22 protein-coding genes and 1 tRNA gene are annotated in these 20,251 nt (G+C 60.5%); 17 read left to right on the top strand and 6 right to left on the bottom strand.

Annotated features, from left to right (window positions below):
* Window positions 1-27 precede the first annotated feature (27 nt).
* Both FGE05_RS26775 and FGE05_RS26770 read left to right on the top strand, forming a co-directional pair.
* Window positions 28-699: a response regulator gene (locus FGE05_RS26775; RefSeq protein ID WP_139649690.1), complete on the top strand. Its 672-nt coding sequence runs from the start codon at window positions 28-30 to the stop codon at window positions 697-699.
* Window positions 692-2,083 (top strand): sensor histidine kinase, encoded by a 1,392-nt coding sequence (locus FGE05_RS26770; RefSeq protein ID WP_139649688.1) that lies wholly within the window; start codon window positions 692-694, stop codon window positions 2,081-2,083. Before FGE05_RS26775 ends, FGE05_RS26770 begins: the two co-directional genes overlap by 8 nt.
* Before the next feature lie 174 nt (window positions 2,084-2,257).
* Here the strand turns inward: FGE05_RS26770 and FGE05_RS26765 are convergent, their stop codons facing one another.
* The gene (locus tag FGE05_RS26765; RefSeq protein ID WP_139649686.1) at window positions 2,258-3,079 is read right to left on the bottom strand and encodes an HDOD domain-containing protein; all 822 of its coding nucleotides are present in this window, start codon (window positions 3,077-3,079) and stop codon (window positions 2,258-2,260) included.
* Window positions 3,080-3,113: 34 nt separating this feature from the next.
* Window positions 3,114-4,055 (bottom strand): folate-binding protein YgfZ, encoded by a 942-nt coding sequence (locus tag FGE05_RS26760; protein WP_139649684.1) that lies wholly within the window; start codon window positions 4,053-4,055, stop codon window positions 3,114-3,116.
* Window positions 4,056-4,204: 149 nt separating this feature from the next.
* Here FGE05_RS26760 and FGE05_RS26755 point away from each other — a divergent pair, with 149 nt between their 5' ends.
* Both FGE05_RS26755 and FGE05_RS26750 read left to right on the top strand, forming a co-directional pair.
* Window positions 4,205-4,459, top strand: a complete 255-nt coding sequence (locus FGE05_RS26755; RefSeq protein WP_003184348.1) for a succinate dehydrogenase assembly factor 2 — start codon at window positions 4,205-4,207, stop codon at window positions 4,457-4,459.
* The gene (locus FGE05_RS26750; protein WP_139649682.1) at window positions 4,443-4,895 is read left to right on the top strand and encodes a protein YgfX; all 453 of its coding nucleotides are present in this window, start codon (window positions 4,443-4,445) and stop codon (window positions 4,893-4,895) included. Before FGE05_RS26755 ends, FGE05_RS26750 begins: the two co-directional genes overlap by 17 nt.
* Here FGE05_RS26750 and nadB read toward each other — a convergent pair.
* Entirely contained in the window at window positions 4,864-6,480 is a 1,617-nt protein-coding gene (gene nadB, locus FGE05_RS26745) for an L-aspartate oxidase (RefSeq protein WP_139649680.1), read from the bottom strand. The two genes, FGE05_RS26750 and nadB, sit on opposite strands and share 32 nt — an antisense overlap.
* 560 nt (window positions 6,481-7,040) lie before the next feature.
* Between nadB and rpoE the strand changes: the two genes are divergently transcribed.
* The 4 genes from rpoE to FGE05_RS26725 all read left to right on the top strand — a co-directional run bounded on the left by rpoE (window position 7,041) and on the right by FGE05_RS26725 (window position 10,834).
* Window positions 7,041-7,622, top strand: coding sequence for an RNA polymerase sigma factor RpoE (gene rpoE, locus FGE05_RS26740; RefSeq protein ID WP_003172477.1), 582 nt, complete (start codon window positions 7,041-7,043; stop codon window positions 7,620-7,622).
* Window positions 7,623-7,653: 31 nt separating this feature from the next.
* Window positions 7,654-8,241, top strand: coding sequence for a sigma-E factor negative regulatory protein (locus FGE05_RS26735; protein WP_139649678.1), 588 nt, complete (start codon window positions 7,654-7,656; stop codon window positions 8,239-8,241).
* Window positions 8,242-8,250: 9 nt separating this feature from the next.
* Complete coding sequence (locus tag FGE05_RS26730; protein ID WP_139649676.1) at window positions 8,251-9,195, top strand: MucB/RseB C-terminal domain-containing protein; 945 nt, start codon at window positions 8,251-8,253, stop codon at window positions 9,193-9,195.
* A 208-nt stretch (window positions 9,196-9,403) separates the two neighbouring features.
* The gene (locus FGE05_RS26725) at window positions 9,404-10,834 is read left to right on the top strand and encodes a DegQ family serine endoprotease (protein ID WP_139649674.1); all 1,431 of its coding nucleotides are present in this window, start codon (window positions 9,404-9,406) and stop codon (window positions 10,832-10,834) included.
* Between the two features lie 213 nt (window positions 10,835-11,047).
* On the opposite strand, the gene FGE05_RS26715 is transcribed toward FGE05_RS26725, so the two are convergent.
* Entirely contained in the window at window positions 11,048-12,481 is a 1,434-nt protein-coding gene (locus tag FGE05_RS26715) for a M48 family metalloprotease (RefSeq protein WP_139649673.1), read from the bottom strand.
* A 98-nt stretch (window positions 12,482-12,579) separates the two neighbouring features.
* Here FGE05_RS26715 and FGE05_RS26710 point away from each other — a divergent pair, with 98 nt between their 5' ends.
* Both FGE05_RS26710 and FGE05_RS26705 read left to right on the top strand, forming a co-directional pair.
* The gene (locus FGE05_RS26710) at window positions 12,580-12,819 is read left to right on the top strand and encodes a sulfurtransferase TusA family protein (protein ID WP_139649671.1); all 240 of its coding nucleotides are present in this window, start codon (window positions 12,580-12,582) and stop codon (window positions 12,817-12,819) included.
* Window positions 12,820-12,849: 30 nt separating this feature from the next.
* Window positions 12,850-13,920, top strand: a complete 1,071-nt coding sequence (locus FGE05_RS26705; protein ID WP_139649669.1) for an AI-2E family transporter — start codon at window positions 12,850-12,852, stop codon at window positions 13,918-13,920.
* 119 nt (window positions 13,921-14,039) lie between these two features.
* Here FGE05_RS26705 and FGE05_RS26700 read toward each other — a convergent pair whose 3' ends face one another.
* Window positions 14,040-14,513, bottom strand: a complete 474-nt coding sequence (locus tag FGE05_RS26700; protein ID WP_139649667.1) for a peroxiredoxin — start codon at window positions 14,511-14,513, stop codon at window positions 14,040-14,042.
* A 10-nt stretch (window positions 14,514-14,523) separates the two neighbouring features.
* Window positions 14,524-15,084, bottom strand: coding sequence for a glycine cleavage system protein R (locus FGE05_RS26695; RefSeq protein ID WP_041020812.1), 561 nt, complete (start codon window positions 15,082-15,084; stop codon window positions 14,524-14,526).
* 316 nt (window positions 15,085-15,400) lie between these two features.
* Between FGE05_RS26695 and dapA the strand changes: the two genes are divergently transcribed.
* From dapA to FGE05_RS26660, 7 genes are all read left to right on the top strand, one after another.
* The gene (gene dapA / locus FGE05_RS26690) at window positions 15,401-16,279 is read left to right on the top strand and encodes a 4-hydroxy-tetrahydrodipicolinate synthase (protein WP_139649665.1); all 879 of its coding nucleotides are present in this window, start codon (window positions 15,401-15,403) and stop codon (window positions 16,277-16,279) included.
* 17 nt (window positions 16,280-16,296) lie between these two features.
* Window positions 16,297-17,412: an outer membrane protein assembly factor BamC gene (gene bamC / locus FGE05_RS26685; protein ID WP_139649663.1), complete on the top strand. Its 1,116-nt coding sequence runs from the start codon at window positions 16,297-16,299 to the stop codon at window positions 17,410-17,412.
* A gap of 4 nt (window positions 17,413-17,416) precedes the next feature.
* Window positions 17,417-18,175 carry an MBL fold metallo-hydrolase gene (locus FGE05_RS26680; RefSeq protein WP_139649661.1) on the top strand — a complete coding sequence of 253 codons (759 nt, stop codon included), beginning with the start codon at window positions 17,417-17,419 and terminating at the stop codon, window positions 18,173-18,175.
* A 28-nt stretch (window positions 18,176-18,203) separates the two neighbouring features.
* Window positions 18,204-18,917: a phosphoribosylaminoimidazolesuccinocarboxamide synthase gene (gene purC / locus FGE05_RS26675; RefSeq protein WP_016963914.1), complete on the top strand. Its 714-nt coding sequence runs from the start codon at window positions 18,204-18,206 to the stop codon at window positions 18,915-18,917.
* Window positions 18,918-19,000: 83 nt separating this feature from the next.
* A tRNA-Ser gene (locus FGE05_RS26670) sits at window positions 19,001-19,090 on the top strand.
* Window positions 19,091-19,524: 434 nt separating this feature from the next.
* The gene (locus tag FGE05_RS26665; protein ID WP_139649659.1) at window positions 19,525-19,725 is read left to right on the top strand and encodes a hypothetical protein; all 201 of its coding nucleotides are present in this window, start codon (window positions 19,525-19,527) and stop codon (window positions 19,723-19,725) included.
* Between the two features lie 2 nt (window positions 19,726-19,727).
* Window positions 19,728-20,237, top strand: a complete 510-nt coding sequence (locus FGE05_RS26660) for a type II toxin-antitoxin system YhaV family toxin (protein WP_139649657.1) — start codon at window positions 19,728-19,730, stop codon at window positions 20,235-20,237.
* Window positions 20,238-20,251: the final 14 nt, after the last annotated feature.

The following is a 20,251-nucleotide window of genomic DNA, read 5'->3' as shown; positions in this document are numbered from 1 at the left end:
CGACTGTTCCTGAATTGAGGAAAAAACATGCGTGTTCTGCTCGTCGAAGACCATTTGCAGCTCGCCGAAAGCGTCGCCCAAGCGCTCAAGAGCACCGGTTTGACTGTGGATGTGTTGCACGACGGGGTGGCGGCCGACCTGGCGCTGAGCAGCGAGGAATACGCCGTGGCAGTGCTCGATGTCGGGCTGCCGCGCATGGACGGCTTTGAAGTGCTGGCCCGTCTGCGAGCCCGAGGCAAGACCTTGCCGGTGTTGATGCTGACGGCTCGCAGCGACGTCAAGGACCGGGTGCATGGCCTCAACCTCGGTGCCGACGATTACCTGGCCAAGCCCTTCGAACTCACCGAGCTTGAGGCGCGGGTCAAGGCACTGTTGCGGCGCAGCGTACTGGGCGGCGAGCGCCAGCAGCGCTGTGGCGGGCTGATCTATGACCTGGACACCCGCCGCTTTACCCTCGACGACGAATTGTTGAGCCTGACGTCCCGCGAGCAAGCCGTACTGGAGGCCTTGATCGCGCGGCCGGGGCGGGTGATGAGCAAGGAGCAACTGGCTGCCCAGGTGTTCGGCCTGGACGAAGAAGCCAGTCCCGATGCGATTGAAATCTACGTTCACCGGCTGCGCAAGAAACTCGACGGGCATGCCGTGGCGATCGTGACGTTCAGGGGCTTGGGTTATCTGCTGGAAACCCGCGATGCATAAACCTGACAGCCTGCGCTGGCGACTGCTGCGCAACCTGGCGCTGTTGCTGGTGGTGTTGATGCTGGCCAGCGGCCTGAGCGCCTACTGGAACGGTCGTGAGGCCGCGGACACGGCCTATGACCGGACCTTGCTGGCCTCGGCCAGGACCATCGCCGCCGGTCTGTCGCAACGCGACGGCAGCCTCAGCGCGGATGTGCCCTACGTGGCCCTGGACACCTTCGCCTACGACAGCGCCGGGCGCATTTACTACCAGGTCAACGACATCAACAAGAAACTGATCTCCGGTTACGAGAACCTCCCCGGCCCGCCACCCGGCACGCCGCGCACGGACGATTATCCGGCCCTGGCGCGCTTCTACAACGCCCGCTATCAGGGCCAGGACGTGCGCGTGGTGAGCCTGCTCAAGGCCGTGAGCGAGCCGAACATGAACGGCATGGCGGAAATCCGTGTGGCGGAAACCGAAGAGGCACGTGTCAGCATGGCCCGCGGCCTGATGGCCGACACGCTGTTGCGCCTTGGCATGCTGGCCGTGGGCGCCCTGTTGTTGGTGTGGTTCGCGGTCAGCGCGGCATTGCGCCCATTGGAGCGCTTGCGTACGGCGGTGGAGGAACGCCAATCGGACGATCTGCGGCCGTTGCCACTGGTGGAGGTGCAGCACGAGTTATGGCCTCTGGTGCGGGCCCTCAACCACTTTACCGAGCGTTTGCGCGGGCAGTTCGAACGCCAGGCGCAATTCATCGCTGACGCCGCCCATGAACTGCGCACGCCCCTGGCTGCGCTCAAGGCGCGGCTTGAACTGGGATTGCGCGCCAGTGAACCGGCAACCTGGCGGGAAACCCTGGAAACCGCGGCCCAGGGCACTGATCGGCTGACGCATCTGGCCAACCAGCTGCTGTCCATGGCGCGGGTGGAAAACGGTGCGCGGGCCATCGCCGAAGGGGGCGCGCAGTTGCTGGATCTCAGCCAGTTGGCCCGTGAGCTGGGCATGGCCATGGCGCCGCTGGCTCATGCGCGGGGTGTGGCATTGGCCCTGGAAGCCGACGAGCCGGTGTGGCTGCGCGGTGAACCGACCTTGTTGAACGAGCTGTTGAGCAATCTGGTGGACAATGCCCTGGCCCATACACCTTCGGGCGGTAACGTGATTCTGCGGGTCGCCGCGCCGGCGGTGCTGGAGGTCGAGGACGATGGTCCCGGCATTCCATTGCACGAGCGCGACCGTGTCTTCGAGCGCTTCTACCGACGCAACCAGCAGGTCGCCGGCTCTGGCCTTGGGCTGGCCATCGTCGGAGAAATCTGCCGCGCCCACCTGGCCCAGATCAGCCTGCATGACGGGCAAGAGGGTGGGTTGAAGGTGCGGGTGAGTTTTATCCCAGGCTCAGACTGATCCTGAAGCTAACCCGGTTGTGGCGAGGGGATTTATCTGTGGCGAGGGGATTCATCCCCACTGGGCTGCGAAGCGGCCCCCTACGTTGTATCAGACAGAACGCGGAGGGCCGCTTCGCCAACGGGGCGGTGCGAAGTTTCGCTACATCCCCTCGCCACAGGTGAGCAGCCTGGTCTAGTAAAACATCGATCGCGCTTCTTCGAGATGAGCGCATCGTTCCTTGTCGTCCGGGTCGATACCCAGCTTCTGGAATGATGGCACCTTGAAGGCGTCAATCCTGCCGAGGGGATGATTAGTGTCCTTGTAGCAGTACAGCGCAGCGACCTGCACCAGGTCGACGTAGTCGAGTTGCCGGGATTCCCGGGCGAAATCCAGGTACAGGCCTGGCAGTTTCACCAGCCTCTCCGGAAACTCCCAGACGCTGAGCAGCTTGTCTCCCAGCACGGGGTGAATCGTTTCGATGACATGGTTGAGGCTGACCGGGTCTGACAGCAGTTCGTTATGGTCTTCGGCGTAGGTCAGGATCGGCAGTACGCCGATCTGGTGCACCAACCCTCCCAGCGCGGCCTGATCGGGCTTGAGCTGTGTATAAGTGCGGCACAACGCATAGCTGACTCCGGCGATCTCCAGGCTTCTACGCCAGACATCGCGCATCTTCTGCTCCACCACCTCGGAGCGGGCATGGAAGATCTGCTCCATGACCAGACCGATGGCCAGGTTGCTGCTGTAATTGACGCCCAGCCGGGTAATGGCCGTGTGCAGGTCGGTAACTTCCTGGGTGGCGCGCAGCAAAGGGCTGTTGACCACTTTTATCAGGCGCGCCGAAAGTGCCGTGTCGCGACCGATCACCTTGCTCAGGTCACTGACGCTGATTTCCGGGTCCTCGGCGGCCCGGCGAATCTGCAGGGCCACTTCCGGCAATGTCGGCAGAACCAGGTCATCGTTATCGATGGCCTCTACCAAGTCCCGTTGGACCTTATCCGCCAAATCGCTCATTTCGATTCTCTAGGTATTGCGACAAATGCTGCGATCAGCGCTGGATTTCGCGGTCGCGATCCAGTTCGTAAGGCAGGTCCAGCAATTTCAGTATCGGGCCTTCCAGGCTACCGAGATGTACATTGCCCTCTTCTGCTGCTTCGGCCTGCAACACCGCCAGCAGTTCAATGTTTCGCTCGGCTTGCGCTGCGATCACCACCTCACCGATGGCGCTGCCGTGAGCGGGAGAGAACAATGCCGTGCCGGGTTCCGGCAGTTCGCTGGCATCCAGCTGCAGCCGATACAAGCGTCGCTTGAGCTTGCCCAGGTACTGCATGCGGGCAACGATTTCCTGGCCGGTGTAGCAGCCTTTCTTGAAACTCACGCCGCCGACGGCTTGCAGGTTGAGCATCTGCGGAATGAACAGCTCGCGGGTGGCAGGCATGACCTGGCCGATGCCTGCGCGGATCTGGCCCAGCAGCCACGGGTTCAGGTCCGTCTCGGCCAAGGTTGCGCGCAGACGGGTTTTGAGCATGTCGGCCTGTTCGGCAGGCGCCCACAGCTCGACTCGACCGGGGGACACGCGCAGGGCGATCAAGGACTCGTGGCGCGCCACGCTGTCGATGTCGGCCGGCAGCGCCAGGCCCAGTTGAGTCAGCGCCGTGTCGGCATTCTCCAGACCGAAGCGAACCCAGGCTGCACTTTCGTCAGTGAGCTTGGATTTGGAAAATACCGCGTATTTCTTCAGGTCCGCCAATTGCGGCTCGAGCAATTCGGTGGCCATTGCCATCAGCACACCGTCGCCTTCGAGCAGGATCCGAAAGCTCGATTGCATCCGGCCCTTCTGGGTGCAACGGGCACCGAGGCTGGCCCGGCTGTCGCTCAGGTAGTTGAGGTTGCAGGTCAATTGGCCCTGCAGGAATTTGCCGGCGTCCACGCCGCGGACCGCAAGAACGCCTTCGTGGGACAGGGTGCAGAAAAAAGCGGAATCAGCCATGAGTCATCGCAGGGTAAAAAGTCTGGTGGACATCATAAGGGCGCGCCCTTGAAATGGGTAGTTCACAAAGGATCGGTGGCGACCGACCAAAGCTGTCTGTTTCACCGCGGCGGTGCCTGTATACTTGCGCTCTATTTGAGGAGCGCTCCATGGTCGAAGATGTAGAACTGAATCGCCTCTACTGGCACAGCCGCCGCGGCATGCTTGAGCTTGATGTCTTGCTGGTGCCATTCGTGAAAGAGGTCTACCCCCATCTTAATGAAGTGGACCGTGCCTGCTATGTCCGCCTGCTCGAATGTGAAGACCAGGACATGTTCGGCTGGTTCATGGAGCGCAGCGAATCCGAAGATCCGGAACTGCAACGCATGGTCCGGATGATCCTGGACCGTGTCCAACCGAAGTAATCGCTTCGAATGCCGCTGGCAGGCCTCCGGGCAACTGCTGGCGGCCTATCTCCTGGCCCAGCTCTTCGCGCTGGGCTCGTTGTTCCTGATGGCTGTCCCTCCAGGGTTTGCAGGGCTTGGTGTTGTGCTGTGCCTGGTCCATGCTGCCTGGACGATACCGCGACACGTGTTGCTGACTCATCGCCAGGCATTCCGCGGCTTGCGTCGGGACGTTGATGGCTGGCAGCTCTGGAACAAGGCCGATGGCTGGCAGGCGGTGCAGTTGCGCCCCGACAGCCTGGCACTGCCATTGATCGTGATACTGCGCTTTCGCTTGAAGGGTGAGCGGCGGATCCGCTCGCTGTGCGTGCCCCGCGACGCGCTGGCAGCCGATCTTCATCGGCGCCTGCGGGTGCGGCTCAGGTTCAGTCGGCGTAGGTGGGCGGCACCAGGATAGTGTCCAATGCCTCGGGCAGCAGGTTCGGATAGTCGAGGGTGTAATGCAGCCCTCGGCTTTCCTTGCGTTCCATGGCCGAGCGAATCATCAGCTCGGCAACCTGGGCCAGGTTACGCAGTTCGATCAGGTCACGGCTGACTTTGTAGTTGCTGTAGAACTCGTCGATCTCGTCCAGCAGCAGGCGCACCCGATGCTGGGCCCGTTGCAGGCGCTTGTTGGTGCGCACGATACCCACGTAGTCCCACATGAACCGTCGCAGTTCATCCCAGTTGTGGGCAATGATCACGTCTTCGTCCGAGTCGGTAACCTGGCTGGCGTCCCAGGAGGGCAGGGCGGCGGGAATGGCAATCTGCGGCAACTGTTCGAGGATGTCCGCCGCGGCTGAACGGGCATAGACGAAACACTCCAGCAGCGAGTTGCTGGCCATGCGGTTGGCGCCATGAAGGCCTGTGAAGCTGGTTTCGCCAATGGCGTACAGGCCCGGTACGTCGGTGCGGCCCTGCTGGTCGACCATCACGCCGCCGCACGTGTAATGCGCCGCCGGCACCACCGGGATCGGCTGTTTGGTGATGTCGATGGAAAATTCCAGGCAGCGCTCGTACACCGTCGGGAAATGGCTTTTGATGAACGCCTCGGGTTTATGGCTGATATCCAGGTAAACGCAGTCGATACCCAGGCGTTTCATTTCATGGTCGATGGCCCGGGCGACGATGTCTCGCGGTGCCAGCTCGGCGCGCGAGTCGAAGCGCTGCATGAAGCGCTCGCCATTGGGCAGCTTCAAGTGCGCGCCTTCGCCACGCAGGGCCTCGGTGACCAGGAAGCTCTTCGCCAGTGGGTGATAGAGGCAGGTGGGGTGGAACTGATTGAACTCCAGGTTCGCGACCCGGCAACCCGAGCGCCATGCCATGGCGATACCGTCGCCGCAGGCGCCGTCGGGATTGCTGGTATATAGATAGACCTTGGCTGCGCCACCGGACGCCAGGATCACGAAGCGTGCGCCATAGGTGTCGACTTCGCCGGTGCCCCGGTTGAGCACGTAGGCGCCGAGGCAGCGGTCGCCGGCCAGGCCCAGGCGCTTTTCGGTGATCAGGTCGACGGCGACTCGCTGCTCCAGCAGCTCGATATTCGGTCGCCGCTGTGCCTGGGCCAGCAGCGTCTTGAAAATCGCCGCACCGGTGGCATCGGCGGCATGGATGATGCGCCGATGGCTGTGGCCGCCCTCACGGGTCAGGTGGAATTCGAACCCGCCGTCTTCCGTGCCGGATTGCTCGTCGCGAGTAAAGGGCACGCCCTGGTCGATCAGCCACTGGATGGCCTCGCGGCTGTGCTCGACAGTGAAGCGCACCGCTTCAGGGTTGCACAGGCCGCCGCCGGCGTTAAGGGTGTCGTCGACATGGGACTCGATGGTGTCGGTGTCATCGAGCACGGCTGCAACGCCGCCCTGTGCCCAGAATGTCGAGCCATTGGCCAGGTCGCCTTTGCTCAGCACTGCGATGCGCAAGTGCTCCGGCAACGTCAGTGCAAGGCTCAATCCGGCGGCACCGCTGCCGATTACCAGAACATCGTGTTGAAACTGTTGGCTCATTCGATAGGTTTCCGCTCAAGGCGACCCGGGTCGGGGTTGGCGCGAGAGATCCGCTTCAGCGGAGTCAGGCAGCCACGCAGCCCACTAGTATATAGAGGGGTGGAACGGCACAATAGTCGGGCATTCATGGCAATGTGAAACCAACGTGACAGAAAAGCACCGCGTTTCGTCGGATCGGTTTTTTCGCCGATGGATGACAAAAGCGCCTTTTCGAGGACAAACGCGGTTGATCTCGTCACGGTTGACCAATGTCTGCCTTGAATGGCTATAAATGGCGGGAACTTTTGCCAAGCGCCTACGTTCAATAGACGGTTGTCTGCAAAAGGGAACAGCGTCGGGTTGGTGCAAGACTTCGATTGAGAGTCCTTGCCAGCAGGCCCGGTGACAGATTATTCGCGCAGCCGGGGAATCTCGTGCTGCGTTTTTCGTGCGTGCCGGGATCAGAGCACGCCGGAAACTTGCTTGAAAGGGGGAGAACTTTTGCGAAAAGCCCGAGTCTATGTTTGCAAGTCCGGTCAATTAGTCATGCAAGCCTCCTTCGAGCTTATCGAGGAGTGTTCATGCTAACCCAGGAAGAGGATCAGCAGCTGGTCGAACGTGTTCAGCGCGGCGACAAGCGAGCTTTCGATCTGCTAGTGCTGAAATACCAGCACAAAATTCTCGGGTTGATCGTGCGGTTTGTGCACGACACCCATGAAGCCCAGGATGTCGCTCAAGAAGCCTTCATCAAGGCCTATCGCGCACTTGGTAATTTTCGCGGGGACAGCGCGTTTTATACGTGGCTTTACCGCATCGCCATTAACACGGCGAAAAACTATCTGGTTTCACGCGGCCGCCGGCCGCCGGATAGCGATGTGAGTTCCGAAGATGCAGAGTTCTACGACGGCGATCATGGCCTCAAGGATCTCGAATCCCCGGAGCGAGCATTGCTGCGGGATGAGATCGAGGGCACCGTCCATCGGACCATCCAGCAACTGCCTGAAGATTTGCGTACGGCGTTAACTTTACGTGAATTCGACGGTCTGAGTTACGAGGACATTGCGAGCGTGATGCAATGTCCGGTAGGCACCGTGCGCTCCCGGATCTTCCGCGCCCGGGAGGCCATCGATAAAGCCCTGCAGCCGTTGTTGCAGGAAAACTAGAGACAGCGGCGACAGCCAAGAGAGGAACGCCATGAGTCGTGAAGCCCTGCAGGAATCGCTGTCCGCAGTGATGGATAACGAAGCGGACGAACTGGAATTGCGTCGGGTATTGAATGCCTTTGACGATGTTGAAACCCGTGAGACCTGGGCGCGTTACCAGATCGCCCGGGCTGTCATGCACAAGGACCTGCTGCTTCCGCGCCTGGACATCGCTGCGGCCGTTTCTGCTGCATTGGCTGACGAAGCCGTACCGGCAAAAGTATCCCGCAGCCCATGGCGCAACCTGGGTCGTCTGGCAGTGGCCGCTTCGGTGACCGTCGCCGTTCTGGCCGGTGTACGTCTGTATAACCAGGATGAGATCGCCGGTGTACAGATGGCGCAGCAGTCCAGCCAGCCAGGCCTGGTCGCTCCACAGGTCAAGGGCCCGGCGGTACTGGCCGGTTACAGCGAAAGCTCGGAAGCTGCTGGCCCCATGGTCAATGGTGTTCTGCAAGGTCAGCCAGGTTGGCATGATCAGCGTCTGCCCAACTACCTGCGTCAGCATGCCCAACAGGCTGCCCTGAAGGGAACTGAAAGCGCATTGCCTTACGCCCGTGCCGCCAGTCTGGAAAACCGTTAAGGATAACCCTTGCGCGCCATACCTCTATTCACGCTGCTGCTGGGTGGCTGGTGTGCTGGCCCAGCGTACGCCGATGAGGCTCAGGACTGGCTGAATCGTATGGGCCAGGCCGAGCAACAGCAAAGCTTTCAAGGCACCTTCGTCTACGAGCGCAACGGTAGTTTTTCTACCCATAACATCTGGCATCGCGCCCAGGATGGCAAAGTACGCGAGCGGTTGCTCCAGCAGGACGGCTCGGCACAGGAAGTCCTGCGCATTGATGGACATACTCAATGCGTGAGCGGTGCCCTGATCCCAGGGATTGGGAATACCGAGGGCACTGCCCGTGCGCTCGATCCGCAAAAACTCAAGAATTGGTACGACCTTGCCGTTATCGGCAAGTCGCGCGTGGCCGGGCGACCGACTGTTATCGTTTCCCTGACGCCCAAGGACCAGCATCGCTACGGCTTCGAGTTGCACCTGGACAAAGAGACCGGCTTGCCGCTCAAGTCCTTGCTGCTTAACGACAAGGGTCAGTTGCTCGAGCGCTTCCAGTTTACGCGACTGAATACTGCGGAGCCGGCGGACAGCGACTTGCAAGCCAGCGCCGAGTGCAAGGCAGTCGTCCAGGAAGTCGGTAAGGCTGCTGTGGCGAAGGCTACATGGCATTCTGATTGGCTTCCCCCCGGCTTCGAGTTGACCAACAGCGCTGTGCGCAAAGACCCGGAGACCAACGTTCAGGTCAGCAGCCTGATGTACGACGATGGTCTGGCCCGTTTCTCGGTATTCCTGGAACCGCTGAATGGCGCAAACGTCACCGACACGCGTACCCAGCTTGGCCCGACGGCGGCCGTCTCTCGTCGCCTCACGACGCCGCAGGGCGAAATGATGGTGACCGTGGTCGGCGAGATCCCTATCGGTACGGCGGAACGGATCGCGCTTTCGATGCGTTCCGATGCCACGGCGACTCAGTAACGTGCTGGCGCGGTGGTTCGGTCTTGATCGAAATGCCGAAACTTCCTGTCAGCATTTTCATTTGCAAAACTTCTGTTTTTTTTCTATTAGGTCAGAGCCGCTCGGCTCTGGCCTTGCCTGTTTTTCCGGGACGTTGATACCGGCGTGTCATTCCACCGGTATTTCTTGTTCCATATCGCTTAACCCTGCTCGTCGTAACGGGAGCCGTATGTCGATACCAAGCTTGAAAACCTATTTCTCCATCCTTGCCACCGTGCTGGTGCTCGGCCAGGCCGTTCCGGCCGTGGCGGACAGCTTGCCTGACTTTACTCAGCTGGTCGAAAACGCCTCGCCTGCGGTGGTGAACATCAGTACCACCCAGAAGCTGCCGGATCGCCGTGTCTCGGACCAGCAGATGCCCGATCTCGAAGGGTTACCCCCGATGTTGCGCGAGTTCCTGGAGCGCGGAATGCCGCAGCAGCCGCGTTCGCCAGGCGGTGGCCGTCAGCGTGAAGCGCAGTCCCTGGGCTCGGGTTTCATTATCTCGCCCGATGGCTACATCCTGACCAATAACCATGTGATCGCCGATGCCGACGAAATCCTGGTGCGCCTGGCCGATCGCAGTGAGCTCAAGGCCAAGCTGATCGGTACCGACCCGCGTTCCGACGTGGCGCTGCTGAAAATCGACGGCAAGGACCTGCCGGTCCTCAAGCTCGGCAAGTCCCAGGACCTCAAGGCCGGTCAGTGGGTCGTGGCCATTGGCTCGCCGTTCGGCTTCGACCACACCGTGACCCAGGGCATCGTCAGTGCGATCGGTCGCAGCCTGCCGAACGAAAACTACGTTCCGTTCATCCAGACCGACGTGCCGATCAACCCGGGCAACTCCGGTGGTCCGTTGTTCAATCTGTCCGGCGAAGTGGTGGGCATCAACTCCCAGATCTACACCCGTTCGGGCGGTTTCATGGGCGTGTCCTTCGCGATTCCAATCGATGTGGCCATGGACGTATCGAACCAGTTGAAAAGCGAAGGCAAGGTCAGTCGCGGCTGGTTGGGCGTGGTCATCCAAGAGGTGAACAAGGATCTGGCCGAGTCGTTCGGGCTGGAAAAACCAGCCGGTGCGCTGGTGGCGCAGATCCAGGAAGGTGGTCCGGCTGCCAAGGGTGGCCTGCAGGTTGGTGATGTGATCCTGAAGCTCAATGATCAGCCGATCATCATGTCCGCGGACCTGCCGCACCTGGTGGGTGCGCTCAAGGCCGGTGCCAAGGCCAACCTGGAAGTGATTCGCGAGGGCAAGCGCAAGAACGTCGAGCTGACGGTCGGTGCCATTCCTGAAGAGGGCGCGGAGCTGGAATCGCAACCCAAGTCCGGCGTCGAGCGCAGCAGCAATCGCCTGGGTGTGGCGGTGGTCGAGCTGACGGCCGAGCAGAAGAAAGCCCTGGAATTGCAGGGTGGGGTGGTGATCAAGGAAGTGCAGGACGGTCCTGCCGCCCTCATCGGCCTGCAACCCGGTGACATCATCACGCACCTGAACAACCAGGCGATTGGTTCCACCAAGGAGTTCACCGAGATCGCCAAGGCCTTGCCGAAGAATCGCTCGGTCTCTATGCGGGTTCTGCGCCAAGGGCGTGCGAGCTTCATCACCTTCAAGCTGGCCGAATGATCGGTTAGCGGCTCAATGAAAAACCGCCTCGAGAGAGGCGGTTTTTTTGTGCCCGGTGAATGGGCACCCATTGGCGAATATGTGGCCCCTGTGGGAGCGAGCCTACTCGCGAAGGGGCTGGCACATCCAACAACATTGCAAGCTGACCCACCGCTTTCGCGAGCAGGCTCGCTCCCACAGGAGGACAGTGCCTGGCCGTGGATACCGGTCTTCTTAACCCATCATGTCCTTGACCATGCGCTCCTGTTCCATGAGCTCCCGTTGGCGCGCATCGATGCGTGACGACAGCGGGAAGTTGGTGCCGGCGCGCCGCTTGGCGAAGTCCAGTTGTTGGATGGCCTGGCGGTAGTCGCCCACCAGGGCGAAGTACTCGGCGCGGGCCTGGTGCAAACCGATGATGTTCCCCGACAGGCCGCGGGTCTCGGCCACCATGTACCAGACATCCGGATCGTCCGGACGGGTCTTGAGCAGGTTTTCCAAAGCCTTCTCGGCGTCGGCGGGGCGGTTCTGCTTGAGTAGCAGGTCGACCCGCACCTGATTGAGTGGGTAGTTGCCCGGGTATTGGGTCAGCATCCGGTCAACGCGAGATTGAGCGTCGGTCAGCTTGTTGCTGGTGATGTCCAGATCGACCTGGGCCAGGTTGTAGATGATTTCGTTGGGTGACTTGGCCAGCAGTGGCGCGAGGTTCTCCCGGGCTTCGTTCAACTGGCCGCCCTTGATCTGCGCAATCGCCAGGCCATAGCGGGCCACGTCATTCTTGGGGTTTTCATCCAGTTGCGCTCGGAAACGCTTGGCGCCCAAGCCAGGGGTTTCCTCATAGATCAACTGGACGCGTGCGCGGATCAGTTGATAGCGCATGCTGTCTTCCGTGCCGCCCGGCTTGGCCTGTTCGGCACGGTTGCGGGTGTCGGCGATCCGCGACTCGGTGACCGGGTGAGTCAGCAAGAATTCAGGAGGTCTCGCGTCGAAGCGGTACTGGCGCATCAGGCGTTCGAACATGGTCGGCATGGAGCGTGGATCGTAGCCGGCCTTTTCCAGGTTCTGGATACCGATGCGGTCGGCTTCCTGCTCATTCTGGCGCGAGAAACGCCGTTGTTCCTGGATGGCGGCCGCCTGGGTCCCGGCAATGGCTGCGATCCCCGCATCGCCACCGCCGGCAGCGGCGATCACGATACCGGTCAGCAGCGCGGCCATCATCGGAACCTGCATGCGCTGTTGGGCTTCGACGCCACGGGCGAAGTGGCGTTGTGACAGGTGAGCCAGTTCGTGGGCCATCACCGAGGCGTATTCGCCTTCGGTCTGGGCGTTGAGAAACAGGCCGCCGTTGACCCCGACGATCCCGCCGGGTGCGGCGAAGGCGTTGAGCTGCGGGCTGTTGATCAAAATGAATTCCAGGCGGCGGTCGTTGACCTGGCTGGTTTCCACCAGCTTGTACACGCTGGTCTCGACGTAATCCTTGAGCTGTGGATCGTTGAGTTGTGCGACCTGGCTGCGCAGCAGGGCGAGCCAGGCGCGACCCAACTGGTGTTCCTGCTCCGGCGAGACAACGGCAGAACTGGCATCGCCAAGTGACGGCAGGTCGTCGGCGAAGCCTGGTGAGGCGAGCAGGCAAGCGAGCGTCAGCAGGGTGGGGCGCAGAAATGTCATGCACGGGGCCTTAGTCGACAAAGACCCTACTGTAGCCGGACACCGGGCCCGGGACCAGATATTCTAGACGGCTCTACGACCTGCTGCGGAGTGAACCCATGACCGATGCTGTAGCCCACGATGCCGAACTGGATGCCAGCGGCCTGAATTGTCCGTTGCCATTGCTCAAGGCCAAGCTGGAGCTCAACCGCCTGGCCAGTGGCGCCGTGCTCAAGGTCATCGCCACGGACGCGGGCTCCCAGCGTGATTTCCGCACCTTCGCCCGGCTGGCCGGTCATACGCTGCTGCATGAAGAAGACGATGACGGTGTCTACCGTTACTGGCTGAAGAAAGCCTGAATAATCGATGGCGTTGCTTAAGGAATTTTAATGTTCAAAGTGTTACGCGACTGGATTCAGCGCTACTTCTCCGACGAAGAGGCGGTGGTGCTGGCAGTGCTGCTATTCCTGGGGTTCGCCGCGGTCCTCACCTTGGGTGGCATGCTGGCGCCAGTGCTGGCGGGGATGGTGCTGGCGTACCTGATGCAAGGACTGGTGACGACGCTGGAACGCCTGCGGCTGCCCGGCACCGTGGCGGTGGGCCTGGTATTTGCGCTGTTCATGGGGCTGTTGGTGGTGTTCATCGTGATGATCGTGCCACTGCTCTGGCACCAGTTGGTGACGCTGTTCAACGAGTTGCCGGGCATGCTCGCCAAATGGCAGTCCCTGTTATTGCTGCTGCCCGAGCGCTATCCGCATTTGGTATCGGACGAGCAGGTACTCCAGACCATCGAAGTGGTGCGCGGCCAGATCGGCAAGTTCGGCCAGTGGGCACTGACGTTTTCGTTGTCCAGCCTGCCGCTGCTGGTGAACATCATGATTTACCTGGTGCTGGTCCCGATCCTGGTGTTTTTCTTTCTCAAGGACCGGGAAATGATCGGGCGCTGGGTTCGTGGCTACCTGCCGCGTGAGCGGGCGCTGATTACCCGGGTGGCCCAGGAGATGAATCGCCAGATCGCCAACTACATTCGCGGAAAGGTCATCGAGGTGTTCATCTGCGGTGGCGTGACCTACATCGGCTTCGTGGCCCTCGGGCTCAATTACGCCGCATTGCTGGCGCTGCTGGTGGGGATTTCGGTGGTGGTGCCTTATGTCGGCACGGTGGTGGTGACCGTACCGGTGGCCTTGATTGCGCTGTTCCAGTGGGGCTGGAGCGATCAGTTCATTTACCTGATGGCGGTCTACGGCATCATCCAGACGCTGGACGGCAACGTGCTGGTGCCGTTGCTGTTCTCCGAAGCGGTGAACCTGCATCCGGTGGCGATCATTTGCGCGGTGCTGCTGTTTGGTGGGCTGTGGGGGTTCTGGGGGGTATTCTTTGCGATTCCCCTGGCGACGCTGTTCAAGGCTGTGCTGGATGCGTGGCCGAGCAAGGAACCGATTGTGGCGCCGTTGCTCTAGCTGACTGATCAGGTGAGGCTGATGGCCTCATCGCGAGCAGGCTCGCTCCCACATGGATTGTGTAGAACCCTGTGGGAGCGAGCCTGCTCGCGATGGGGCCCGACAGGCAATAAAAAGCCTCAGGCCTTATCGAGCGCCTGAGCCGCCGCCAGCACGGCATCCACATGCCCAGGCACTTTCACACCGCGCCATTCCTGGCGCAGCACGCCGTTCTTGTCGATCAGGAATGTGCTGCGATCCACGCCCAGGTATTCCTTGCCATAGAGCTTTTTCAGCTTGATCACATCGAACAATTGGCAGATGGCTTCGTCCTTGTCGCTGATCAGCTCGAACGGAAACTCCTGCTTGCACTTGAAGTTCTCGTGGGACTTGAGGCTGTCCCGGGAGACGCCGAACACTTCGGTGTTGGCCGCCTTGAACTGTGGGTATTGGTCACGAAAGTCCTGGCCTTCGGTGGTGCAGCCTGGGGTGCTGTCCTTCGGGTAGAAGTAGATCACCACCTGCTTGCCTTTCAGGGCAGCGAGGCTGACGGTCTGCCCGCTGGTGGCGGGCGCCTGGAAATCGGTAACCGGCTGGTCGATGGCAACGGCCATGAGCGCTTCCTTACATTGGGTTTTGTGGGCGCCACGGTTCGATCAGGGCGTCCAGGTTCATCGCATCGGCGAAGTCCAGGAACTGATCGCGCAGCCAACTGATCTGGGTGCCGGCCGGCAGGGTCACGGTGAACGTGGCGTTGAGCATGGTGCCGCCGGTCTGTGGAGCCTGGTAGGTGTCGCAGGTGAGGTTCTCCAGCTCGACATGGTGGTCCATGAAGAACTGGCACAGCTCGTTGATGATGTCCGGCCGGTAGGCCGAGCTCACATAGGCCACGTAGGGCAGGGCCTGTGGACGGTTTTCCAGCGCTGCGCTGCGCACCACGTTGACGGTGAAGGTGTGCTTCTTGGCCAATACCGGCAGGCTGCCTTCCAGGCGGGCCAGGGCGTCCCAACTGCCGGAAACCTCAAGCACGAGCGCACTGCATTCGCCGTGGCGAGTCAGGCGTGAGGTCACGACGGCGCAGCGGTTTTCATGGCTGGCGCGGCACAGGACGTTGGTCAGCTCCATGGGGTTGGCGCCAAGGGCACTGATGACAAGGAATTGTTCGCGGACTGTGGGGGTGGACATGCAGCATTCCTAAAGCGATGAGCGGTCGATACCTACACCACCCTGCACGGCGCCGGCCTGCGAAAGCGAACGACTCAAGCCCGGTGCCTGGGGTTGCGCGGCATTCCGCAACAGAGGGGAAATACGCCAGGGCAAACGCAGGATCGGGGCTTGTGGCGACGAAAACGGAGGCTGGGAACCGGCCTGTGAGCGTGTCGGTACCGATCAAAGTCTGAAGGGTAGCGAAAACCATCGCCAAGGGGAATGGGAGTTCGCTTGTACAAGCATCTTGGCGCCAGTACCATTACGGCTCTCTTTTTCCGGCAGGAGCGGTTTCATGATTGCGGGCAGTATGGTGGCACTGGTCACACCCATGGATGCACAAGGGCGTCTTGACTGGGCCAGCCTCAGCAAACTCGTGGACTTCCACCTTGAAAACGGCACCCATGCCATTGTCGCCGTCGGTACCACCGGCGAGTCTGCGACCCTCGATGTCAACGAGCACATCGAAGTCATCCGTGCCGTGGTCAAGCAGGTCAACGGTCGCATTCCGGTCATCGCCGGTACTGGCGCCAACTCGACCCGCGAAGCTGTCGAGCTGACCCGCAACGCCAAGGAAGCCGGTGCCGACGCCTGCCTGCTCGTCGTTCCGTACTACAACCGGCCTACCCAGGAAGGCCTGTACCAGCACTTCAAGCATATCGCCGAAGCGGTCGACATCCCGCAGATCCTCTATAACGTTCCCGGCCGCACCTCCTGCGACATGCAGGCCGAGACCGTGATCCGCCTGTCGACCGTCCCGAATATCATCGGCATCAAGGAAGCCACCGGCGACCTGAAGCGCGCCAAGGCCATCCTTGATGGCGTGGGCAAGGACTTCATCGTGCTGTCCGGTGACGATCCGACGGCGGTCGAGCTGATCCTGATGGGCGGCAAGGGCAACATTTCCGTCACCGCCAACGTCGCGCCGCGTGAAATGGCCGACCTGTGTGAAGCCGCGCTCAAGGGCGACGCAGAGACCGCACGGGCCATCAACGAAAAACTGATGCCGCTGCACAAGGACCTGTTCATCGAAGCCAACCCGATCCCGGTGAAGTGGGCGCTGGTGGAAATGGGCCTGATGCACGAAGGCATCCGCCTGCCGCTTACCTGGCTGAGCAACGCCTGTCACGAACCGCTGCGGCAGGCCATGCGCCAGTCCGGCGTCCTGGTTTAATTGAGGAAGTACACCGCATGAAGCGAATTGCCGGACTTTCCGCACTTGCCTTGATTATCTCCAGCACCAGTGGCTGTGGGTGGATCTGGGGCCCGGAAGGTTACTTCCGCGATCGTGGTAGCGATTACCTGAACGCGCAACAGACTGCACCGATGCAACTGCCGCCGGATGTCCATGTCGCCAAGCGTCTGGATCCGCTGCTGCCGATCCCGCGCAACGTGGCCGACGACACCACCAAGGGCGAATATGAGGTTCCTCGTCCGCAGCCGCTGTCGGCTATCGCCGATGCCAGCGACTACACCCTGCAGAAGAGTGGCGATTCACGTTGGGTCATGGCCCAGCACCCTCCGGCCGAAGTCTGGCCAGTGGCGATCCAGTTCTTCCAGGACAACGGTTTCCGCATCGATGAACAGCGTCCGCAGACCGGCGAGTTCACCACCACCTGGCAACACGCCGATGAACTGTCCGCCGCCATGGGCAAGCGTCTGAGTGCCGCCGGTGTCGCCAGCGACAGTGAATCCCGCGTGCGGGTACGTATCGAGCCGGGCGTGCAGCGCAATACCAGTGAAATCTATGTGGTCAGTGCCGAACGTCCTGCCGGCAGCACCGCCGACGTGGCGTTCACCAACCGTTCGGTCAATACCGGCCTCGACGCTGCGCTGGTGGACGACATGCTTGCCAGCATGAGCCGTTCCGCAGAGCAGGGCGGTTCGGTTTCGATGCTGGCTTCCCGGGATTTCGACACGCCGAGCCGTGTCAGCCTGACCGAAGACGGCAGCGGCAACCCGGTGCTCAACGTCGGCTCCGACCTGGACCGTGCGTGGTCGAGCGTTGGCCGTGCGCTGGAGCAGGGCGAATGGCGGGTTGAAGATATCAACCGCAGCCTGGGCCTGTACTACATCAACCTCGCCGAAAAAGCCGAGAAGAAAGACGAGAAGCCCGGCTTCTTCAGTGGTCTGTTCGGCGGCAAGCCGAACAAGGAAGAAATCGAGGCCCGTGCCGAGCGCTATCAGGTTCGTCTGAGCAAAGTGGGCGACAACGTCCAGGTGACCGTCGAGAAAAATATCAACACCGTGGCGCCGGCCGAAGTGGCCCGCAAGGTGCTGGGTGTGATTCAGGACAACCTGGGCTGATCCGATGCGTTTTGCCGTTCTCGGCAGCGGTAGCCAAGGGAACGGCACGCTGGTAGCCAGCGCCGGTACGTATGTGCTGGTCGACTGTGGTTTCTCCTTGCGGGAAACCGAGAAACGCCTGCTGCGCCTGGGTGTGCATCCGGCGCAACTGAGCGCGATACTCGTGACCCACGAACATGCCGACCACGTGCATGGCGTGGGTTTGCTGTCCCGGCGCTACAATCTGCCGGTCTACCTCAGTCGTGGAACGTCGGAGGGCCTGCGCAAGCCCATCGAGCCAGCCGGTTTCGTGGCCGGTGGCGAGCAACTGCGCATCGGCGCCCTGGACATCGACGTGGTCAGCGTGGCCCACGATGCCCGGGAGCCGACGCAGTATGTGTTCAGCGACGGCGAGCGGCGTTTCGGCTTGTTGACTGACCTGGGGTCGTATTGCGACAGGGTCATGGACAGTTATCGGGATCTCGATGCCTTGATGATCGAATCCAACCACTGTCGCGACATGTTGGCTCGTGGTTATTACCCGTACTTTCTCAAGCAACGGGTAGGCGGGGAACGCGGACATTTGAACAACCACCAGGCGGCGTACCTGGTGGCCGAGTTGGGCTGGCAGGGCTTGCAACACCTGGTCCTGGCCCATCTGAGCAGCAAGAACAACCTGCCGCAGCTGGCCCGGCAATGTTTTGTCGACACCCTTGGGTGCGACCCGGACTGGCTGCAACTGGCCGATCAAGATTCAGGGCTCGACTGGCGACATATCGCCTAGCCCATCTACTTAGCAAGCGGAGCCCATCATGGAAAAACGTGAAGAACTCTACCGCGGCAAAGCCAAATCGGTTTACAAGACCGACGACGCTGACCGCTTGATCCTGCTGTTTCGCAACGACACCTCGGCGTTCGACGGCAAGCGCATCGAACAGCTGGACCGCAAGGGCATGGTGAACAACAAGTTCAACGCCTTCATCATGCAGAAACTCGAAGCCGCCGGCGTGCCGACCCAGTTCGACAAGCTGCTGGGCGACAACGAATGCCTGGTCAAGAAACTGGACATGATCCCGGTGGAATGCGTCGTGCGTAACTACGCCGCCGGCAGCCTGGTCAAGCGCCTGGGTGTGGAAGAGGGCATGAAGCTCAATCCTTACACCTTCGAGCTGTTCCTGAAGGACGATGCCAAGGGCGACCCGTTCATCAACGAATCCCACGTCGTGGCATTCGGCTGGGGCACCGCCGAGCAACTGGCGCGCATGAAGGAGCTGTCCCTCAAGGTCAACGAAGTGCTGAGCAAGCTGTTCGACGACGCCGGCCTGCTGCTGGTGGACTTCAAGCTTGAGTTCGGCGTGTTCAGCGATGGCTCCATTGTCCTGGGCGACGAATTCAGCCCGGACGGCTGCCGTCTCTGGGACAAGGCCACCAAGAAGAAGATGGACAAGGACCGCTTCCGCCAGGGCCTCGGTGACGTCATCGAAGCCTACGAAGAAGTCGCCCAACGCCTGGGTGTGCCGCTGTAATCGACGCAAGCATCTGATAGCACGGAAAAAAATTCGCTCGGGGGTTCGCTTCCGGCGAATGTGCTGGTATGATGCGCGCCACTGGAGAGATGCCGGAGTGGCCGAACGGGACGGATTCGAAATCCGTTGTACTGGCGACAGTACCTAGGGTTCAAATCCCTATCTCTCCGCCATATATAGAAAAGCCCCGAGTGCTTAGCCGCCTCGGGGTTTTTTGTGTTGGGGGGATTTTGGGGGAATGGATGCTGATGTCATTCCCCCATGCTCACGTCATTATCGACGCATCGGCTACTACGAATAGCGCGACGAGGTCTGGGGAGCCCAGATCCATCGTAGGGGATCTCATGACGACACAGGGCGCGGGCTGGCTTAAGTCTGATATGAGTTTTCCTTTTGTCTGGTCATCCATCAGTCTCGCCTTTTTGTTACATCATCATGCTTCCTTTATTCGGCTTTGATAGTGTTAAATGCATTCCTCCTGAACCATAGTGATCTACAGTGATCCTACAGAGGGCACGGAGAAGCCCTATAGGGCTGTGCTCACTATGATGGGTACAGGCTACGTCCTGCTAACACTGCAGGAAAAATTTTGCGATGGAGAGAAGTCATGTCTAAAGGCAATGTCGTCTCGTTTACCGAAAGAAAGGCGGAGATCCAAGCAGGTATCGAATTTCTTGATCTGCTTGATAGGGATATCAAGGAAAATCCTGAGGATATCCAGCCTATCCCTCGCGGCCTGTTGCAGCGAATCCAAGCTATTCGCAATCAGGCAGATGATAATCGTCGTCGCGAGCTGCAAGAAGGCTAAGCGTGACCGAAAGCACGATTCATATCGAAAATGGGTGGGCACTCTATGCTCACCCATTATTCATTGCGCGTCTCGAGGAGATCACCGTCTCCGTCGAGCGGGTTATAGCTAATGACCCGGAAGGCTTTCACCATCATCCGGTTTATAAGTTGTTCGATGCAGTGAGCGCGAATATCCTCATAAATGTTCCGTCTGATCCAACCCATACCTGCTATCGCCAAGGTAAAACGCTGGGGCGGGATTTCAAGCACTGGTTTCGAGTAAAGAAGCAAGGGCTGCCTCCACGGTATCGCTTGTTTTTTCAGTTCAGAACCGAGGCCCCGAAGACTATTATTTACGCATGGCTCAATGATGAGAGAACGCTGAGGAAGGATGGCGACAAAAATGATGTGTATGCAGTTTTTACCGCAATGCTCCTAAACGGGAAAATGCCGAACTCCTACACAGACCTGATAGCTGCTTGCGAAGTCTTGGAATACGGAAGTTCTACGACGGGGACGGAAGAAGAATAAAGCCGTTCGCTGCT

The sequence above is a fragment of the Pseudomonas sp. ICMP22404 genome (genome assembly GCF_006227205.1).
GTDB lineage: Bacteria > Pseudomonadota > Gammaproteobacteria > Pseudomonadales > Pseudomonadaceae > Aquipseudomonas.
The sequence above is the reverse complement of the archived record's forward strand: the minus strand, read 5'-3'. Positions and strand labels throughout refer to the sequence as shown.

What these genes read in the sequence shown, in the direction of transcription:
- nadB (WP_139649680.1), bottom strand. Translation starts at nt 6,480, where the DNA reads ATGAGCCAACAGTTTCAACACGATGTTCTGGTAATCGGCAGCGGTGCC.
- rpoE (WP_003172477.1), top strand. Translation starts at nt 7,041, where the DNA reads ATGCTAACCCAGGAAGAGGATCAGCAGCTGGTCGAACGTGTTCAGCGC.
- FGE05_RS26775 (WP_139649690.1), top strand. Translation starts at nt 28, where the DNA reads ATGCGTGTTCTGCTCGTCGAAGACCATTTGCAGCTCGCCGAAAGCGTC.
- FGE05_RS26705 (WP_139649669.1), top strand. Translation starts at nt 12,850, where the DNA reads ATGTTCAAAGTGTTACGCGACTGGATTCAGCGCTACTTCTCCGACGAA.
- FGE05_RS26735 (WP_139649678.1), top strand. Translation starts at nt 7,654, where the DNA reads ATGAGTCGTGAAGCCCTGCAGGAATCGCTGTCCGCAGTGATGGATAAC.
- FGE05_RS26765 (WP_139649686.1), bottom strand. Translation starts at nt 3,079, where the DNA reads ATGAGCGATTTGGCGGATAAGGTCCAACGGGACTTGGTAGAGGCCATC.
- FGE05_RS26665 (WP_139649659.1), top strand. Translation starts at nt 19,525, where the DNA reads ATGTCTAAAGGCAATGTCGTCTCGTTTACCGAAAGAAAGGCGGAGATC.
- FGE05_RS26700 (WP_139649667.1), bottom strand. Translation starts at nt 14,513, where the DNA reads ATGGCCGTTGCCATCGACCAGCCGGTTACCGATTTCCAGGCGCCCGCC.
- dapA (WP_139649665.1), top strand. Translation starts at nt 15,401, where the DNA reads ATGATTGCGGGCAGTATGGTGGCACTGGTCACACCCATGGATGCACAA.
- FGE05_RS26770 (WP_139649688.1), top strand. Translation starts at nt 692, where the DNA reads ATGCATAAACCTGACAGCCTGCGCTGGCGACTGCTGCGCAACCTGGCG.
- FGE05_RS26695 (WP_041020812.1), bottom strand. Translation starts at nt 15,084, where the DNA reads ATGTCCACCCCCACAGTCCGCGAACAATTCCTTGTCATCAGTGCCCTT.
- purC (WP_016963914.1), top strand. Translation starts at nt 18,204, where the DNA reads ATGGAAAAACGTGAAGAACTCTACCGCGGCAAAGCCAAATCGGTTTAC.
- FGE05_RS26725 (WP_139649674.1), top strand. Translation starts at nt 9,404, where the DNA reads ATGTCGATACCAAGCTTGAAAACCTATTTCTCCATCCTTGCCACCGTG.
- FGE05_RS26710 (WP_139649671.1), top strand. Translation starts at nt 12,580, where the DNA reads ATGACCGATGCTGTAGCCCACGATGCCGAACTGGATGCCAGCGGCCTG.
- FGE05_RS26755 (WP_003184348.1), top strand. Translation starts at nt 4,205, where the DNA reads ATGGTCGAAGATGTAGAACTGAATCGCCTCTACTGGCACAGCCGCCGC.
- FGE05_RS26680 (WP_139649661.1), top strand. Translation starts at nt 17,417, where the DNA reads ATGCGTTTTGCCGTTCTCGGCAGCGGTAGCCAAGGGAACGGCACGCTG.
- FGE05_RS26715 (WP_139649673.1), bottom strand. Translation starts at nt 12,481, where the DNA reads ATGACATTTCTGCGCCCCACCCTGCTGACGCTCGCTTGCCTGCTCGCC.
- bamC (WP_139649663.1), top strand. Translation starts at nt 16,297, where the DNA reads ATGAAGCGAATTGCCGGACTTTCCGCACTTGCCTTGATTATCTCCAGC.
- FGE05_RS26760 (WP_139649684.1), bottom strand. Translation starts at nt 4,055, where the DNA reads ATGGCTGATTCCGCTTTTTTCTGCACCCTGTCCCACGAAGGCGTTCTT.